The organism is Metabacillus sp. 84, from assembly GCF_050107715.1.
GTDB lineage: Bacteria > Bacillota > Bacilli > Bacillales > Bacillaceae > Metabacillus_B.
Window position 1 is genome coordinate 791,073 of record NZ_JBNILN010000001.1, and the last position, 18,011, is coordinate 809,083.

Here is an 18,011-nt window from a genome sequence, read left to right on the forward strand (position 1 = left end):
TTATGGCATTCTATAAAAAACGCACGGGGGAATCGTTCCCCCGTGCGGTAAGTCACACCATTATTTTGCAAATATCGTTTGTAAATTCAACCGGATCCTGGATGGGCAGGCCTTCAATTAATAGAGCCTGGTTATAAAGCAAGCCTGTGTAGAGCGTGAGCTTCTCTTCATCTTTTCCGAACGCATCCTTCAAGGATTGATAGACTTCATGGTTCGGGTTGATTTCAAGAATTTTATCAGCCTGCACGCCTTGGCTATCCGGCATGGCTTTCAAAATCTTTTCCATTTCGATAGAAATTTCTCCGTCTGAAGTCAGGCAGACAGGATGAGATTTCAGGCGTTTGGAGATGCGGACATCCTTGATTTTCCCTCCGAGGATTTCCTTCATACGGGTAAACAGCTCTTTGCTGCCAGCATCTTCTGTCTCTGCTTCTTTTTCCGCTTCTGTGTCTTCGATCCCCAGGTCACCGCTTGAAACAGATTTGAATTCCTTTTCCTTATAAGCCGTCAGCATACGGATTGCGAACTCGTCCACTTCGTCTGTAAAGTAGAGGATCTCGTAGCCTTTTTCGGAAACAAGCTCTGTTTGCGGCAGCTTTTCAATGCGGGCGTGGCTCTCACCGGACGCATAATAGATGTATTTTTGATCCTCCGGCATTCTGGATACATACTCGGCAAGGGTAACCAGCTTTTTCTCTGCCGAGGAATGGAACATAAGCAGATCCTGAAGATCTTCTTTGTTTGCACCAAAATCACTGTATACGCCGTATTTCAGCTGTCTGCCGAAGGAAGCATAAAACTTCTCATACTTCTCGCGGTCTTCTTTCATCAGGCCGAGAAGCTGGCTTTTGATCTTGTTTTTAATATTTTTGCCAATCAGCTTCAGCTGGCGGTCATGCTGCAGCATTTCACGTGAAATGTTCAAGGAAAGATCTTCAGAATCGACCATTCCTTTCACAAAGCTGAAATAATCAGGAAGAAGGTCTGAGCATTTTTCCATGATCAATACACCGTTTGAATACAGCTCCAGCCCTTTCTCAAACTCCTTTGAATAGTAATCATAAGGTGCCTGTTCCGGCACGAAAAGAATGGCATTGTAACGGACCGCACCATCGACGCTGATATGAATATGCTTCAGCGGTTCATCGAAACCATAGCGCTTCTCGGAATAGAAATTTTTATAATCCTCATCGGTCAGTTCGCTTTTATTCTTCCTCCAGATTGGCACCATGCTATTGACAATCTGTTCATCCATGAAGTCTTCGTATTCATTTTCGCTGTCTTCCTTCAGCCTGCTTTCCGTGATGTCCATTTTGATCGGGTAGCGGATGAAATCGGAGTATTTTTTGATGATGGATTTTAAACGGTATTCATCCAGGTATTCATCATAGTTTTCGTCCTCTGTATTTTCTTTAATCGTCAGAACAATCTCTGTCCCGACCGTTTCTTTTTCTGCTGTTTCGATCGTGTAGCCGTCTGCCCCTTCCGATTTCCAAAGGTATGCTTCCTCGCTGCCAATCGGCTTTGTCAAAACCGTTACCGTATCCGCCACCATGAAGGCTGAATAAAATCCTACACCGAATTGGCCGATAATATCGTGGCCGTCTTTTGCTTCATTCTCGGATTTAAAAGCAAGAGATCCGCTTTTTGCAATGATCCCCAGGTTGTTTTCGAGCTCTTCCTTCGTCATTCCGATTCCTGTATCAGAAATGGTCAGCGTCCGGTTTTCTTTATCTGCCGAAACCTTTATGTAGTAGCCCTCTTTATTAAACGTCAAAGTGTCGTCTGTCAGTGCCCGGTAATAGATTTTGTCGATGGCATCGCTTGAGTTGGAAATAAGCTCACGCAAGAAAATTTCTTTTTGAGAGTAGATTGAGTTGATCATCATCTCCAGCAATCTTTTTGACTCTGCCTGGAATTGCTTTTTTTCCATGGAAAAATCTCCTTTCCTTAGCCCTATTTAGTATATGTCTGCTCTATCAGTTTATAAAATTAGCACTCTATCATCAAGAGTGCTAATCAATATTTTTTATTTTTCCTTAAAGTTCTGCCAAATTTGGCTGTTAATCAACAGGTGTAAAAAAACAACACCATGCTTAAACATACTCTTCCCGCAAAAACAGACTTAAAAACCGCTGCGATCAGCCGAATAGCTTCACTAGACCATAGCCGAGCACGGAGAGAAGGACGGACCCTATCAATCCTGCGAGGAACGGTTTCATGCCCAGACGGCGGAAACTCCGGAAGTGGACATTCATTCCAAGGCCCGCCATCGCCATTCCAATAAGCAAATAGGAAAGCTCTGTCATGGCCTTAGCAGCCGATTCGGGTACAATTCCCAACGTATTTAGTCCGGCCATAGCCAGAAAGCCGAATATAAACCAAGGGACAGATGCAGGAGAAAGAGTCCGCTTCTCTTTTCCGCGTTCGTCTCTTTGCATGATAAAACCTAGTACAAGTGCAACCGGAACCAGCAAAGCCACTCTCGTCAGCTTGGCAATTACAGCACTGTCAACCGCCTGCCCGCCCCCTGCAGCGCCAGCGGCTACAACGTGGGCAACCTCGTGGAGGGTAGCTCCTGTGAACAGCCCGTATTCAGCAGGCGTCAGGCTCAGCAAGGAATAAAAAAGGGTGTAGCCGAGCGTAAAAATTGTTCCAAGTACCGCTATGACTGCTGCACTGACCGCAGTCTCCTCCTCATTCGCCTTCAGCTGGGGAGAAACAGCCGCAATAGCTGCCGCCCCGCAAATCGCCGTTCCGCAGGCCGTCAGCAGACCGAGCTTGCGATCCACCCCAAGCTTCCGGCTCAGTCCGTATACGATTACAAGTGCAAAGATGATGTTAATGATGGAAATGACGAGCACACTCCATCCCGCATGATACACATCCGCAAGGTTCAGTCTCATGCCAAGCAGAATAATGCCGGCTCTCAAAAGCTTTTTGCTGGAAAAGGCAGTGCCCGGTAAGACATTCTCCTGTATGCCAAACGACGCCCGCCAGACCATCCCCATTAACAGTGCAAGAACTAGGGGTCCAAGCATAGATAACAAGGGCAGGCCTGCTGCATAGTGAGCCGCCGCTGCCAGCAGAAGCGTAATGCCGACTCCTTTGAGCCAGCCGGTATTTATAGGGTGTTTCATTGGTTTAACAGCTGTTTTTTCCATGAAGTCTCACTTCCTTCTGTTGTTCTCTATAGTTTAAAGGTGATTTTGTTATTAGTTAAATATATAATAGTAATGGTTATTATTAAATAAATTAATAGTCGGATTTAGCATTGCCTCCGACCCTCGCCGTGCTAAAGCGCTAAACCTCCGTCCCCATTGCAAACAACACCTTGTAGCACAGGCGATCACGGGTGTGCACCTCCGTCCCCCACATAATGGGAAAAAGGGGTCGGAGGCAGCCTCCGACCCTAATTATGTCTGCTGGTATTGCTCCGTCCCCTCTCCTCTAAAAGTGCCGGGGGAGTAAGGGAAAGAATTAATCCCCTCCGTCCCCAATCTTTACCTGCGACAGGGGCCGGAGGCATTGGCCAAAATCGTTTCAACTGCCGCATGTCCGCGAAAAACGCCCGTTCCAAATCCCATCATTTACCACATGTATAATGATTCATACAAGACTAAGTAGAAAGAGGCGGGATCAGCATGTATTATGACGCACTCAGAACCTTTGTAACCCTTGCAGAAGTCAAAAATTTCACAAAAGCTGCGGAAATTCTCCATATTTCACAGCCGAGTGTCAGCCTGCACATTAAAAACCTGGAGAAAGAATTTCAGACAAAGCTCTTCATCCGATCTCCAAAATCCTTGAAGATTACTCCAACCGGCGAAATTTTATATGGACGGGCCAAGCAAATCATCCATATTTACGAACAGACGAAGCAGGATATTCTTGAGCATCATCACGATGTAAAAGGGAAGCTGACCATCGGAGCGAGCTTTACGATCGGGGAATACATCCTGCCCTCATTCCTTGTTGATTTTCAGGCTCAATATCCAAACCTGAAGCTTGAGGTTGTAATTGGAAATACAGAAGAAATTGTTCAGTCGGTCCGTTTGTTCAAGGTCGATATCGGGTTGATTGAAGGCCAGACGAATGAAAAGGAGCTGCTTGTTGAGCCATTTATGGATGATGAACTGTTTATTGCGGCTCCAAAGGGACATAAGCTGACGGGAAGAAAAGAAGCAAGGATTGAAGACCTGCACAACCAGGTATGGGTAACAAGGGAAGAGGGGTCCGGTACCCGTGAGTATTTGGAGCATGTGATCCGCTCCAATGGATTAAAGGTCGAGTCCTTTCTGACCATCAGCAGCAACCAGGGGATAAAAGAAACCCTGATCAGCGGAATGGAGGCTTTGTCTCTTCTCTCCCTCCATGTAATCGAACGGGATTTAACCAATAAAGTGCTCTCCATCATCCCATTAAAGGATCACACCTTCAAAAGAAAACTCTCCATGGTGTACTCACCGGCCATGAAGAGCAAGATGAATGTGGCTGCTTTTGTTGAAGAGCTTTCAAAACGATAAGTTGAATGTGTCTCAGGAATGTTTTGCTTTAGTTCCTGCAGATAAATTTCCGAGCTTGCGGAGCCCTGCAAGATCTAAGATACTGAATCCAATTTTTGAAAAAACAGGCAGGATAACAAAGGCCGCGACATCAGTGATTTCCTGAGTCAGACCTAAACCTGAAGGCCCGATAAGCCAAACCGAGGGATAGCTGATCCAAAAAAGCGTTAAATACAGAGCGATCCTTGAATAATGCCGGCCAAGCTTTTGTCCTCCATGATACGCTATACGCCGCAGAGGGTACCAGATGTTGTATAAAATAATCAATAGAGCGGCAACTCCCAGCACATACCAAATGTAGTTCAGAGGCTCAGGTGAAAAATCAGCAATCAGGCCTGTCAGAATCATGAAAACGTCCGCGGAAATGAGCGTAGCTATGATTGCTTTGTCTGCTTTTTTTTCGTAAAACATAGCAGTAAGAGCTAAGGCCAGCAGCAGAAGCGGGGTGGTGACAGCCCAGTCCAAATATCGGGCAAAGTATACAGTCCCTTCAGGCCTCTCCAGCAATCCCTGTCCGAGAGCAATGGACAAATAGGCTGCTCCAGACCACGCCGGAATGATCCCTGCAATTGCGTATTCATACATAGGCACTCCTTTGGGATTCCTGCTCAATATATAAAAATAGGCAGCTCCTAAAATCATCACTATAAAATAGATATAATTTAATACACTTACTGCATCATTCATCTTCCTCACCTCACCTCCAGTGTTTCCATTTAAAAAGAGGTCAATTCATATTTACTTTTTCAGTTGTTTGATTTCAGAAAAAAACCGGCTATCCCACGCAGGGATAACCGGTTTCTGTTCAGTTCACTATTCCGGAAAGGATCACCTTCCAGACAAGCTTAAACTCCTCCTCAATATCCGGGGAAGCCCACTCTTTTGCGTGCGCGGGATGATGGAACTTAGCGGTTGCTATAAAAATTCCTTTAGCTGTTTCTTTCGCATCAGCCGATTTGAACTCCTGATTAGCCATTCCATCCTGAATGAACGGGACCATCTGGCTGACAAGTTCTGAAATATGAGCGCTGATAACATCCACTGATTCTTCGGCCAGTGCCGTATACATCGCAAAAAGCTCAGGATCTTCCTTAACGAGAGAATGTTTAATATGAATGAGCGTTTGCACCCATTTGAGTAAGCGTTCTGTGGCAGAGCCGTCTTTTTTCAAAACCCCCTGTAAAGGCTGAATGATGGCGTGAAGCCATCTCTCAGCAACTGCCTCGCGCAGAGAGGCTTTGCTTGGAAAATGCCGGTAGATGGTGCCGTGGCTGATCTTTAGCGCTCTTGCCACATCCACTACACTTGTTTTTTCTGGACCAAACCTTCTGAGCACCTGCTCTGCCGTATCCAGAATGGTTTCTCTTGTTAATTGTTCAGACACTTTTTACTCCACTCCCAGTATTCCCATTTGTTCGGCTGCATAGCGTGTTCCGGCCACTGCCTCAGCAGGAACAGCTTCTTCCATTCTGCCAAGATCCGCATCGGTAAGCTCAAGGCTCATCGCTCTAAAAGCATCTTGAAGCTGTGAACGTTTTCGGGCACCAATCAGCGGAATAACATCCCCGCCTTTCGATAAAACCCATGCAATGGCAAGCTGTGCCACGTTTACTTGCTTTTCATCCGCAATTTCACGCAGTTTTTCCACAAGTTCCAAGTTCTTGTCCAGGTTTTCCCCCATAAAGCGTGGAGCAAAAGAGCGGAAATCTGGAGCGCCCTGACGATCCTTGGACCACTTGCCGCTAAGTAATCCACGAGAAAGCACACCATATGCAGACAGGCTGATTCCAAGCTCTCGAAGAGTCGGAAGGATTTCTTTCTCAATCCCCCGGCTGAAGAGAGAATACTCGATTTGCAGCCAGGAGATTGGATGAACCGTATGAGCCCGGCGAATCGTTTCCGCATTCGCCTCCGAAAGCCCGATGTGCTTCACGTATCCCGCTTTCACCATATCCGCTATCGCGCCCACGGTTTCCTCAATCGGTACACTTGGATCTACACGCGCCGGCTGGTAAAGATCAATATAGTCCACACCAAGACGCTGAAGTGTATGTGCCAGATTATTCTTGATCGCTTCCGGTCTGTTGTTCATCCCGATCCAGCCACCATCAGGAGATCTTAAGATTCCCGTTTTGACTGCAATAAACGCCTGTTCCCTTTTATGGCCCTCTAAAGCCTCCCGGAGCAGCAGCTCATTGTGGCCAGTACCATAGAAGTCACCCGTATCAAAAAGAGTGACCCCCTTTTCCAGCGACTCATGAATGGTCGCGATGCTTTCTTTTCTATCTGCTGCCCCGTAAAGATCAGACATTCCCATTAATCCTAATCCGAATGCTGAAACGGGGGCACCGCCGATTTTTCTGTTCTCCATTAAAGAAAACCTCCATACATTTGATAAGGCCATAATAGCATAACGCTTAAACAAGTTACAAGTGACAGTTTTCGTTTTTTGTCATTTGTTAATAAGAACTAAGTTTCTTCTTTATGATAGGCTCCTGCCCAGACCGACAGCATGCCCTTCCAATATGTATAAAGGGACCACCTTATTGAGGAGAGATAAAATGAATCCCTATCAAATGTATTCCGACTATGGACCGCAGCAGGCTGATTATTCCATGATCTACCCCTATCAAATTCCGGCTTATTCTTATGGACAGAACGTTGACCGTCAGCCGCTTGAACGGAGGGTCAGCGCCCTGGAAAGGCAAAACGACCAGCAGGCACGGGAGATTAACCGATTAAACCAGCAGGTAACCCGACTGAATCAGGAAGTAAACCGGCTGAATCAGGTTCAGGAGCGCCAGGCCCGCCGTCTGAACCGCTTGAATCAAAGACTTCGTGCGGTCGAAAACAGATTGAGCATTCCATTTTTAGCTGAAGACGGGTTTTAAAAAGAAGCAGCCGCGGCTGCTTCTTTTTTCGTATAAATCCGCCAATAGACCTGACCGCAGTCGAATAGAAAAGGAGGTGTACTCATTGAAACGGAATCGAAAATTACTCTTTGTACTTTTGCTCTCAGGTGCACTTTCCATTCCAGTCTCAGCTTTTGCTGGAGCGGGCCAATCCCAATTGCAAGCAGGATTTTTTTCATTCTTTTCCTTTTCTCCCCATCACAGCCGTACAGTCAGTTATTCATACACGAACCATCAGCAAGGAGAGGACTGGCTCGGTCATTTGACGAGCTGGTGGAAACACGATAACCGGCGAGGCAGGGATAAAGGCAGCTGGTGCCAACAAGGCGGAGGAAATGATGACGGCTGCTTAACGTCAGCTGAGGTTTGGAAGAGATGGGACTGCTCCTGACAGATCCATTCTGAATAAAGCGTCCGGATGCCAAAATAGGACATCCGGCCTTTTTTTATGAAAAAACCTGCTAAAATAGAAAAAAAAATCCGGAGGAATAAGTGAAAGGTAAACAACTTGAAATCCCAAAGTGGGGACCTTTTCTGCGGAATCAATGGTGTGAACGTTTTGCAGGTCATCTGACTCCGGAGGAACAGAACGAAATCTATTTAGATTCATTTTTGTGGCATTTGTGCAGCTGGGAGAGGATACATTCTCTAAAGAATCGTGACGCCGCTCAGGCTTTTCACGGGCAAAAAAAGAAGAAGTGCACCATTTTTTATCAGTTCGTGGACGAAGCATTTCTTATCGATCATGCCGGTTCGCTTACAGCTGATCAGCTGCCTTATGACCGGCGCCATATGGATTATGGAGATTTGTATGTGATGGATTGGGAACTCAGATGGACATTTGTGATGACCCATGAGGAAAAGTGCGGCCTTACTTCATCAGAATATAACAAACATCCATCCGGCCGGGGATGGATGTTTGTTAGTGATCTTATACCGCTGCTGTTCTATTTTTTCGAACTAAAGCAATGATGCCGGCGATTAAGTAAGCGGCGCCGCCGAAAACACCAAAGAATAGCGAAGCAATGCTTCTAACAATGCCGGTAATGATCAGGAGAATACCGGCTGCTTTCGTTTTGTTCTTGAGAAGAAAGATCGACACAATTCCAATGACCGTACAAATAAGTGCGACAACTGTGATGTAAAGTGAGCCGCCGCTCATGCCGTTAATAATCTGATCCGCGGAAAGTCCAGCGCCGGCTAAGCTCTCATCCTGGAGCAGCTGTTCAACCAAACTCCTTGTTTCTTCTGTATTGTTTGTGCTTATGTACAAAATAAAAGCTCCAGCCAGCAGCAGACCATTCAATACGATGCCTGCGATAATGAATATCAATTCAGCTACACGACTCATTTCAAGCTCTTCCTAAATATGACAAAATCTTCTTTCAATCTATCCTATATTTCTTGATGGTTCCACAGTCAGCCGCTCCACATAGATCCCTATTTGGTCCTTGCGGGCTGACTCCACATAAAAAGGTTCGCCAAAGGTAAGAGTCGCTTTACGGACCTTCAGCCAGGCCTTGAACGTTCCTGGCCCTTCATAGATGGCCGGGACGATGGGAACCCGGGCGAGATTTGCAATGGTCACGGCTCCCCTTTTAGCGGGTACCTCCTCGGCTGTTCTCGTTCCGCTTGGGAAGATCCCGACTATTTTACCGGATTTAAGCAGCTTTACAGGTGTTTTGATGCTGCTCGGTGACGGATTTTCCCGATTGATGGGGAAGGCATTGATTTTATAAAGTATAGCTGAGATTCCTTTTCTTCGGAACAGCTCCTGCTTCGCCATAAAGTGGACAGGCCGCGGCATGCTGATTCCAAGCACTGCCACATCCAGCCAGCCTGTATGAGAGCAGGTCACTACATAGCCCCCGTCTGCAGGCAGGCAGTGCTTATTTTTCACTTCGATTTTCCCTGTTGCCCGAAGAATAATCCGTGCCAAATTTGCAAAAAACGTATACATGAAACCGCCCTCTTATCACTTGATTTTAGTATCTAGTACTAATTATAACAAAGAGGCTTTCAGCGGTGCAACGCCGGAAAAACTGCAGACAGATTCTCCCAAACTTCGCTCCCGATTTCGTTGAGTGCCTGCTTCGTTCCATATTTCCCGTGACTTTGGTGATCCCGATCCATGCCGCCTCCTAATCCGAGAAACTGTTCGGATGGCTTAAAATGCAGCCCCAATACGGGAATTCCCAGATTGGAATGAAATCCCGTCTGCCAGGCTGCACCCGGGTACCGTTCAATCCGGACAGGGTCACTAAATTGTATTCCATGTCTTTCAAGAAGCTGACAATGCTCTCTCCCCAGTAGAATAATCAAGTTCGGGTTAAGAAATTTCAATTTATCCTCAAAGAAAGCCATGGAAAAAGCAGAACCAAGCAGCTCCTTCTTTTGTTTAATCCGGCCCATATGGGTTTTTGTAGCAATCGGGAACAGATCAGAATGAATGACAGACTGGTACCCGTCCAGGCTGTAAAAGGAACCGCCCATTCCGTTTAGAAAGCCTTCCAATTTTGCTCCGCCCGGCCTGCCAAACCACGATCGATAAGCAGAATCTCTTAGAAAATACGTTTCATAGAAACGGATGGTTTCAGCAAGCTTCCGGTCATCCTTCTTGTACTCCTCCATGGAAACCCCTTGTTCCCGTATGTAAAACCTGGCCTTGCGCCCACTCAGCAGCTGCTGATCCCGTCCAATAAATTCTTTTGGAGAAGGGTTGGTGGCAACTGTAAGCCAGCCACCCGGTGCTGCATTCCCCAGCCAGACCACAGGCGTTGAGGAATCGATCAGCTGGGATGCGAGCGGACTGCTCTCCAGCTCCTTCTGATAATCAGCAGCACGGGCTACCAGCCTTTTTGCTTGATCAAACATGCTCCCATCCATTTGCAGCCCTCTTTCTGTGCGTATATAGCAGATATTCTCTTGAACACCTCTGTTGAAACGGCAGGATGTGCCGGCCCCTCCCAGATTTCTTCCATTAAGTTTGCATTTACTTTCGATCCCTTCTTGCTTAGACTAAATTGTAGAAATTCGTCAGAAAAAGGTGGGGCGTTTATGCTCTTTAATACATTTGAGTTTATTTTCTTTTTTCTCCCAATCGTATGGATTGGGTACTTCCTTTTAAAAAAGGTAAAGCTTGTGACCGGAGCAAAGCTTTGGCTTATCGCAGGCTCTTTGTTTTTCTACAGCTGGTGGAACATCGCCTATCTGCCGCTGCTGCTGGGTTCCCTTTTCGTTAATTTTGGAATCGGGACATTGCTCAGTAAGAAAGATACGGAGATTCATAGAAAAGCCGTTTTAACTTGGGGGATTGTGCTGAATGCTGCTCTCCTTGGGTACTTTAAATATTCGGATTTCTTTTTAATGAATGTAAATGCTGTAATGCCTGGCGAGCTTTCTCTTCTCAATTTGGCGCTGCCGCTCGCCATCAGCTTTTTTACCTTTCAGCAAATTGCCTATCTGGTTGATGCCTATCGTTTTGAGGCAAAAAATTATACCTTTTTGGACTATGCGCTGTTCGTTACTTTTTTCCCACAGCTGATCGCAGGACCGATCGTCCATCATAAAGAGGTCATGCCGCAGTTCGAAAAAATGAAAAACCATGGCATTCAGCTTAACAATGTATCTGCCGGTTTATTTATTTTTACAATGGGGTTATTTAAAAAGGTAGGGATTGCGGATACGCTCTCGGTGTTTGTTAATGAAGGGTTTCGTCAGCCGGAGAGCCTTACCTTTATTGAAGGCTGGGCTGTATCTTTATCCTATACGTTCCAGCTTTACTATGATTTCAGCGGGTATTCGGATATGGCGATTGGAGCCGCTCTTCTTTTTAACATTAAGCTGCCCGTCAACTTCTTCTCCCCCTATAAAGCTCTGAGCATTCAGGATTTCTGGAGAAGATGGCATATGACGTTAAGCCAGTTTCTGACGAAATACATTTACATCCCTCTAGGCGGGAACCGGAAAGGCAGGGTCCGTACCCTTCAAAATATTATGATTGTTTTTCTAATCAGCGGATTCTGGCATGGTGCCGGCTGGACTTTTATTTTCTGGGGATTTTTGCATGGACTGGCGAGTGTGGTTCAAAATATCTGGAAGAGCTTCGGTCTGAAGCTTAACAAATATGCCGCGTGGTTTATCACGTTTAACTTCGTCAATGCTGCCTGGGTTTTCTTTAAAGCTGAAACGATGACCGATGCGTGGCTCGTATTAAAATCCATGGCGGGGCTAAACGGGTTCGTGGTTTCATCCGCTGTTATGCCTCCTGCCTGGGCTGAATTCTTTCAGTCTATCGGAGCGGGAACGGCCAATTTTTCTATCAGCATGGAGCAGTGGGATCTCTGGTTTTTATTTGCGGTCCTGATCCTTACGCTGAGCCTGAAGAATTCGATTCAGTGGAAGGAACAGTTTAAGCCTACAATCGCCTATTCTGTGGCCATTGCTGTCCTATTCAGTTATTCAATATTAAACCTGACAAAAATCAGTGAGTTTATCTACTTTAATTTCTAGGTGGTTTGCGCTATGAGCTATAAAAAGTGGCTGCTCTCGACTATGGTCCTCTGTATGACTCCGCTCATCCTGATTGGCGGCTTCAACCTGTTTATGGATCCGCTCTGGATGTTCAGCCATTCCCATAAATACAATCACATACAGGAATCCTTCAATGAAAGACAGCAGAAATTAAATAAAATTGCCTATACGGATGTAGAGTTTGATACCCTCCTGCTCGGCAGCAGCCGGACAACGTACATCAACGAAGATGAATTTAAAGGGCATAAGGCTTTCAATTTTGCTGCAAGCGGGATGTCCGTTCAAGAATACAGCCCCTATATTGAGTTTATTAATGAAAAAAGGGGAAAAAAGGTAAAAACGATTATTCTGGGCCTGGATTTTTTTGCGACGGCTGAAAACAGGAAGATTGAAAATCCAAACACCTACATCCGCAATGTAAAGGATATAACGTATCCGCTGAAAACCCTGCTTTCCTATGAAACGTTCTCAACCTATTCCCTGGCTAATTTCGAGGCATCCTATTACGGCCGCAACCAGTTTAAACGGAACTACAGCCGCGAAAATACAGCCGTACCAAAAGAAAACAGCGAGTCGAAGAAAATGAAAATTAACGATACGGTCGAGACGTACAAACGTCACGTATACGGCGAGACGTACCGGTACAATAAAAACTATAAAAACCTGCTGTCCGAGCTGAAGCGAAGCAACCCGGATGTGCGCTTTATTGTGTTTACCACCCCGGTTTCAGCCCCTCTCTATAAAACAATGATCGAATCCGGGCGGTTTGCAGATTATGAACACTGGTTAAGGGATGTGACAAGCGTTTTCGGAGAGGTTTACCATTTTATGTATCCAAATACCATCACAAACAGCTCAGACAGCTTTTATGATGGCCATCATTTTTATCCGGAAGTCGGCGAGCTGATTGCCCATAAAGTTTCCGGCCAGCCCGATCCATCCATCCCCGGTGATTTTGGGATGGTGCTCACAAAAGAAAACCTGAGAGAATCGGTAAGAACGATAAAAGGCAAGGGCCGGTAAAGAGCCCTTGCCTTTTTTATGGGTAAACTCTTCCCGGCTTCGGCATACTAACAAGCAGCAGAAACGGTCAAGGATGTGGAAGGAATGGATTTTTTATTTAGTCAGGAAACCCTTACAGCTGTCGAATGGACGCTAAGATCCGTACTAGCCTTTTTATTTATGGTCATCGTCGCCAAGCTGCTCGGGCAGCGGACGATTTCCCAGCTGCGGCTGCTTGATTTTGTCATAGCGCTTGTCATCGGAAACATCATCGCCCACCCATTATCAGATCCACACCTTGGCATGAAAGGTTCAGTCATCTCAACCTCTGTGCTCGTTTTGCTCTACCTTGCAGGCGTTTACATGATGCTGAAATGGCCCTGGTTCAGACGGCTGACAAACCATAAATCAATCACTGTTGTCGAAAACGGCAAAATCCTTCATCAAGGGCTAAAAAAAGCAAGAATCTCCATCGATGTCCTGCTGGAGGAATTAAGAGAAGAAAAAGTAGATGATGTGAAAAAAGTGGCGCTGGCGATGTGGGAAGCGGATGGAAAAATGTCCGTGTTCCTTCACCCTGCCTATGAACCACTGACTCCTGCTCTTATGCAGATGCAGACGGAAGCATTTGACTTCCCAAGAACAGTCATTAAGGAAGGCCGCTTGGCAACAGAGGTTCTGACCATTCTGAATAAGGATGAAGCCTGGCTCCGCACACGCTTACAGGCTCAGTTCCGGACGGATGTGAAGCAGGTGCTGCTCGCTACTCTCGACAGAAAGGACAATCTGCAGGTCTTTCTCTATCAATAATTTATTGCTCTAATCGGATTTCCTTTATTTTCTGGCGGACCTCATCCGGCCACCATGCGCCGCAGTCGTCCGATACGACGCAGGCTGCGCAGACCTCCAGATCATAGACCATCATTCCGCTGATTGGAGGGGAGTAAAGGTGGAGCGTAACCAAATCCTTTCCGCCCGCTGCCTTCATTTTATGAACCCCCTTTTTCGGCGCATACAACAATCGCCCATGTTCATGCTGCTCCTCAAACAATTCAGAGGGCAGCCCATTTTCCTTCACCTCATAAACCGTATTCACAGATGTGCCGTCCAGCACCTGAATCCAGCCTTCGGAGTTTCCGTGATCATGCGGCGCACACTCAATCTGCGACCAGTTCATCACCAGCAATTCTACTGCCTCGTTCTGGTAAAGCAGCTTGCGGTAATACGGTCTACCTTCCGCCGTCTCCAGCAGCGGCTCCACGTCGGCAAGCTGAACATCCAAGCTGATTAAAGCGGTTTTCAGCTCTTCTCTAGAAGGCTGCTGCAGCGAATCCAGCACACTTTTTGCCTTATAGGTGATCGTCATCTGAATCTCCTCCCCGGCATTTCTATTCCTTTCTATCCTTATGACGGGATCCGGCTCACGTATGAAAAAACTTTCCCTGCTTACGGGCAATCATCATAAAAAAGAAGAAGTCCTGAAGATACTAAAAACACCAATATGATAAAAACGATATTCACCAAACAAAGCTTATTAAAGGAGTATCGGAATTTTCTGCTGTGCCAGAATCTAACACCTGTCTAATATCCTGTCCGTGCACGTTTATCGTGCTCGCGCTCTTGGGAGTACTCTTAACGCTCCGCGGCAGGGAAAGCACAAAAAACCAGGGATCGTGTTCTCTCCAAGGTACAAACCGGCACTCGCAGCTACACCTTGAGCAGATCCCGAATATCCTCTTCCGTTAAAGCCATTGGCATTTTTTCATCAAAATCGATGATTTCCTTGATCAGCTTTTTTTTCCGCTCCTGGAGGTCGTTCATCTTCTCTTCGATCGTCCCTCGGGTCACAAGCTTGATGACGTTGACCGGATTTGTCTGGCCCATGCGGTGGGCCCGGTCGGAGGCCTGATCCTCGACGGCCGGATTCCACCATGTGTCGTAATGAATAACCGTATCCGCCCCCGTCAGATTCAAGCCTGTCCCTCCGGCCTTTAAGGAAATGAGAAACAGATCGCGCTCCCCGGCGTTAAAGCGGCGGGCTGTTTCCACCCGTTCATCGGATGGCGTCTGGCCATCAAGGTAAAAGTAAGGGCGGCCCTGAACGGCTAACGTTCTGCCGATCAGCTCAAGCATTTTCGTGAATTGTGAAAAAATCAGCACCCTCCGGCCAGATCCTTGAGCTTCTTCAATGATCTGCAAAAGCAGTTCAAACTTCGCCGAACCACCGCTGTATTGGCTGACAAACAGCGCCGGATGAAGGCAGATTTGCCGAAGCCGGGTCAAGCCCGCGAGAATCCTGATCCGGTTTTTCTGAAGCGTATCCTTGTTCAAATGCTTAAGCGTATCATGGCGCAGCTTGGCCAAATAGGCGGCATACAGCTTCTTTTGCTCAGGTAGCAGCTCCGTCATTTCCATGGATTCCATTTTCTCCGGCAGCTCCGAAAGCACATCCTCCTTCATCCTGCGCAGCATAAACGGGCGGATTCTGCGCGCAATCTGCTTTTTCGTCAGATTACTGTATTCCTTCAGCCCCATGAACAATTCCGGAAAGACGGTATGAAAAATCGACCACAGCTCTTCACGGGCGTTTTCTACCGGTGTTCCGGTCAGCGCGAACCGGTGATCCGCCGCTATTTTTCTTACGGCCTTTGCGGTCTGGGTCAACGGATTTTTGAAGGCTTGAGCCTCATCAAAAAACACGGTGTGAAACCTTTCTTTCTCATACTCCTGGATGTCCTTCCTCAGCAAAGGATAGGAGGTAATCACGACATCTGCCGCTTCCTTCCGGTACCGGGCCATCCGTTCCAATTTTGATCCATCCATAATGGCCGCCTTTATTTCAGGTGCGAAGGTGTCCAGCTCATGCTTCCAGTTGTACAGCAGCGAGGAAGGAGACACGATGAGAACCTGCTTTTTCGTGCTTCGGATATGAGGAAGCTCAGATAAAATGAACGCAATGCTTTGCAACGTTTTGCCAAGGCCCATATCATCTGCCAATATCCCTCCAAACCCGTTCCGGGCGATGGCCTTCAGCCATTTGTAGCCGGTCTTCTGATAATCTCTCAGCACCGTTTCCAGCTGCTCCGGCACCTTCGCCTCCAGCTCATTTGGAACAAGCAGGCCCGTAATCGTATTTTTAAATTCAAACACCGTATTTTCATCTACTGCATCAAGGAGCTGCAGCCCTTTTACGTACGGAACCTCAAGCTCTTTTTCCCACTCCTCCTCCTGAATCGGAAGAGCCTTTAAAAACCGCTGAATTTCTTTGTATTCCCTTGTCTCAAGCGACAGTAAAGCCCCGCTCTTCAGACGGTAATACTTCCGCTTTTCATCCAAAGCCAGCAGGACATCTCGAATTTCCTTTTCATTGATGCCGGTGAGCTCAAACTTGAACTCAAGCCAATTGGTCCGCTCTCTATTCGCCCGCACATCGATTCTCGGCGGTTTGCTTTCTTTAAAAATCCTCATTCTTACCGCTGTCGTAGCATGCACTTGTGCAAACCGTTCAAGCTTCGGCAGCACATGATACAAAAACTCATACTCGAGCAGCTCATTCTGCAGAAAATACCCTCCATCCGTCCGGCCGAACGAGCTCTCCTCCATCAGCTTAAGAATGACATCCTCCTTATCCGTATCACGGATGAGGGAAGTGAGCGCCTGAACCTCTTTGCTGTCGAGCGGATTGAAGACGATGTTGCCATAATGAAACTCAAGGCCTGCCAGGAGGCGGTTCTTTACCCGGTCGAGGTAAAGCTTTGCCGTAAAAGATGAGTCTGCCATCCTCTTAGAGAGCGTATCCGAAATAAATACCTCCCCCAGCTTCCTCAGCCCTGGAACAACCTTCTCCAAATACACCCCGATCTGCTCGGGAGGGATGGACAGGGATTCCGCTCCCGAAGCATCCAGTACCCGCTTCAATTCCATCAAGCGCCCAAAATTTTCCGAATCGAGCTGGAACAGAACACCTTGATGGAGGACGGCGTTATAAGGCTTAAAATACATCACGCCGTTCAACCCGTCAGCCTTCAGCACATACCCCCTGCCCTTTTCATAAAAATCAAACCGCAATGGCAGGCGTTCCTTAGAAACCTCGAGCTCATACATCCGGCCGTTCTGCTGAATTTCCACTGCCGGGGCTTCCATCAGAGCAGGAAGAAGGCTTGCCCATGAAAGCGGGGAAAGCAACAACGGCTCTTGCGGAATTGGAAGACTCTGCTCATTTTGCACGACCTTGATCAGCTGCTGCAGGACGGCATCCGTTTCTCTCGAAAAGCAGTGAGAGGCTGGCTCGTACAGAAGATCATCGGACAGACGAATCGCCGCACCGTCTCTAAATCGGCTAAGAAACTCTCGTATAGACGGGACCGAAATGGACTCCACCTTCATTTCCATCCGAACCAGAAGCTCATCATTTTCAGTCCGGAAAGGCAGGCATTGAAAAATTGCGCTAAGAACCGTCCGCCTCTCAAAATAAAGCTGCTCTCCGGAGGCCTGGGCGGAGCGTTTATTGAACGCCGTCAGCAAACCGTCCGTCAGCGCAGGATTAGGAACATCCACGGAATCCTCCGCAGCACTTGGGACCGTTCCGCTGCTCCGGTAATCCAGGATCGACAGCAGCACCGCCGCCACATGCTGGCACTCCTGCTTAAAGGAAACAAGCTTCGGACAGCTGCAAGAAGCTGAAAATGCTCCATCCAGATCTGCTTTAATGGACACCTGAAAATTCTCCGTACTGTGAACCACTGCATCACAGCCATCTTCCCTGTAATCCCTGAATGTTATTTTATTTGAGCGCTTTAGCGATTCTCCGCTTTTAACGGAAACCCGTCCGCATTGTTTTTCTATAATTTTTTTGTTCAGATTTATATTCAAACGTCATTCTCCTTAAGAGAAGCTGGATTCATGGCATTATCTTATCATATTGGGGTGGTGGGATGGGGGTTGGAGAAGGGTTTGCCTCCGTCCCCCACTCCGCTAAAGCAGAAAGCCTCCGGCACTA

At 47.0% G+C, this 18,011-nt stretch carries 17 protein-coding genes; 6 read left to right on the forward strand and 11 right to left on the reverse strand.

The features are described 5' to 3' along the window. Positions 1 to 52 precede the first annotated feature (52 nt). Positions 53 to 1,933, reverse strand: a complete 1,881-nt coding sequence (htpG, locus tag ACQCV8_RS03880) for a molecular chaperone HtpG (protein WP_426843224.1) — start codon at positions 1,931 to 1,933, stop codon at positions 53 to 55. A gap of 208 nt (positions 1,934 to 2,141) precedes the next feature. Continuing rightward, on the reverse strand, positions 2,142 to 3,164 hold the full coding sequence (locus ACQCV8_RS03885) for a YeiH family protein (RefSeq protein ID WP_426843225.1): 1,023 nt from the start codon (positions 3,162 to 3,164) through the stop codon (positions 2,142 to 2,144). 480 nt (positions 3,165 to 3,644) lie between these two features. Between ACQCV8_RS03885 and ACQCV8_RS03890 the strand changes: the two genes are divergently transcribed. Beyond that, a complete protein-coding gene (locus ACQCV8_RS03890) occupies positions 3,645 to 4,526 on the forward strand; it encodes a LysR family transcriptional regulator (protein ID WP_426843226.1) in 882 nt (293 codons plus the stop codon). A gap of 12 nt (positions 4,527 to 4,538) precedes the next feature. Here the strand turns inward: ACQCV8_RS03890 and ACQCV8_RS03895 are convergent, their stop codons facing one another. From ACQCV8_RS03895 to ACQCV8_RS03905, 3 genes are all read right to left on the reverse strand, one after another. Continuing rightward, positions 4,539 to 5,252 (reverse strand): bacteriorhodopsin, encoded by a 714-nt coding sequence (locus ACQCV8_RS03895; RefSeq protein ID WP_426843227.1) that lies wholly within the window; start codon positions 5,250 to 5,252, stop codon positions 4,539 to 4,541. 118 nt (positions 5,253 to 5,370) lie between these two features. After that, complete coding sequence (locus ACQCV8_RS03900) at positions 5,371 to 5,949, reverse strand: TetR family transcriptional regulator (protein WP_426843228.1); 579 nt, start codon at positions 5,947 to 5,949, stop codon at positions 5,371 to 5,373. Between the two features lie 3 nt (positions 5,950 to 5,952). Beyond that, positions 5,953 to 6,936, reverse strand: a complete 984-nt coding sequence (locus ACQCV8_RS03905; protein ID WP_426843229.1) for an aldo/keto reductase — start codon at positions 6,934 to 6,936, stop codon at positions 5,953 to 5,955. A 190-nt stretch (positions 6,937 to 7,126) separates the two neighbouring features. Between ACQCV8_RS03905 and ACQCV8_RS03910 the strand changes: the two genes are divergently transcribed. Further along, positions 7,127 to 7,456, forward strand: a complete 330-nt coding sequence (locus tag ACQCV8_RS03910) for a hypothetical protein (RefSeq protein WP_426843230.1) — start codon at positions 7,127 to 7,129, stop codon at positions 7,454 to 7,456. On the opposite strand, the gene ACQCV8_RS03915 is transcribed toward ACQCV8_RS03910, so the two are convergent. Next, positions 7,453 to 7,656 carry a hypothetical protein gene (locus tag ACQCV8_RS03915; RefSeq protein ID WP_426843231.1) on the reverse strand — a complete coding sequence of 68 codons (204 nt, stop codon included), beginning with the start codon at positions 7,654 to 7,656 and terminating at the stop codon, positions 7,453 to 7,455. The genes ACQCV8_RS03910 and ACQCV8_RS03915 overlap by 4 nt on opposite strands. 313 nt (positions 7,657 to 7,969) lie before the next feature. Here ACQCV8_RS03915 and ACQCV8_RS03920 point away from each other — a divergent pair, with 313 nt between their 5' ends. Then, a complete protein-coding gene (locus ACQCV8_RS03920) occupies positions 7,970 to 8,449 on the forward strand; it encodes a DUF4275 family protein (protein WP_426843232.1) in 480 nt (159 codons plus the stop codon). On the opposite strand, the gene ACQCV8_RS03925 is transcribed toward ACQCV8_RS03920, so the two are convergent. From ACQCV8_RS03925 to ACQCV8_RS03935, 3 genes are read right to left on the reverse strand one after another with little or no spacing between them, the layout of a single operon-like run. Then, a complete protein-coding gene (locus ACQCV8_RS03925) occupies positions 8,409 to 8,828 on the reverse strand; it encodes a DUF4064 domain-containing protein (protein ID WP_426843233.1) in 420 nt (139 codons plus the stop codon). The two genes, ACQCV8_RS03920 and ACQCV8_RS03925, sit on opposite strands and share 41 nt — an antisense overlap. A 39-nt stretch (positions 8,829 to 8,867) precedes the next feature. Continuing rightward, on the reverse strand, positions 8,868 to 9,437 hold the full coding sequence (locus ACQCV8_RS03930; protein WP_426843234.1) for a lysophospholipid acyltransferase family protein: 570 nt from the start codon (positions 9,435 to 9,437) through the stop codon (positions 8,868 to 8,870). Positions 9,438 to 9,496: 59 nt separating this feature from the next. Beyond that, positions 9,497 to 10,363 carry a hypothetical protein gene (locus tag ACQCV8_RS03935; protein WP_426843235.1) on the reverse strand — a complete coding sequence of 289 codons (867 nt, stop codon included), beginning with the start codon at positions 10,361 to 10,363 and terminating at the stop codon, positions 9,497 to 9,499. A gap of 171 nt (positions 10,364 to 10,534) precedes the next feature. On the opposite strand from ACQCV8_RS03935, the gene ACQCV8_RS03940 reads away from it, so the two are divergent. The 3 genes from ACQCV8_RS03940 to ACQCV8_RS03950 all read left to right on the forward strand — a co-directional run bounded on the left by ACQCV8_RS03940 (position 10,535) and on the right by ACQCV8_RS03950 (position 13,822). Next, entirely contained in the window at positions 10,535 to 11,989 is a 1,455-nt protein-coding gene (locus ACQCV8_RS03940; protein ID WP_426843236.1) for an MBOAT family O-acyltransferase, read from the forward strand. 12 nt (positions 11,990 to 12,001) lie between these two features. Next, the gene (locus tag ACQCV8_RS03945; protein WP_426843237.1) at positions 12,002 to 13,033 is read left to right on the forward strand and encodes a hypothetical protein; all 1,032 of its coding nucleotides are present in this window, start codon (positions 12,002 to 12,004) and stop codon (positions 13,031 to 13,033) included. Between the two features lie 84 nt (positions 13,034 to 13,117). Then, complete coding sequence (locus tag ACQCV8_RS03950; protein ID WP_426843238.1) at positions 13,118 to 13,822, forward strand: DUF421 domain-containing protein; 705 nt, start codon at positions 13,118 to 13,120, stop codon at positions 13,820 to 13,822. A 1-nt stretch (position 13,823) separates the two neighbouring features. On the opposite strand, the gene ACQCV8_RS03955 is transcribed toward ACQCV8_RS03950, so the two are convergent. After that, positions 13,824 to 14,378 carry a cysteine dioxygenase gene (locus ACQCV8_RS03955; protein WP_426843239.1) on the reverse strand — a complete coding sequence of 185 codons (555 nt, stop codon included), beginning with the start codon at positions 14,376 to 14,378 and terminating at the stop codon, positions 13,824 to 13,826. Between the two features lie 341 nt (positions 14,379 to 14,719). Beyond that, the gene (locus tag ACQCV8_RS03960; protein ID WP_426843240.1) at positions 14,720 to 17,884 is read right to left on the reverse strand and encodes an SNF2 helicase associated domain-containing protein; all 3,165 of its coding nucleotides are present in this window, start codon (positions 17,882 to 17,884) and stop codon (positions 14,720 to 14,722) included. Between the last annotated feature and the right edge of the window lie 127 nt (positions 17,885 to 18,011).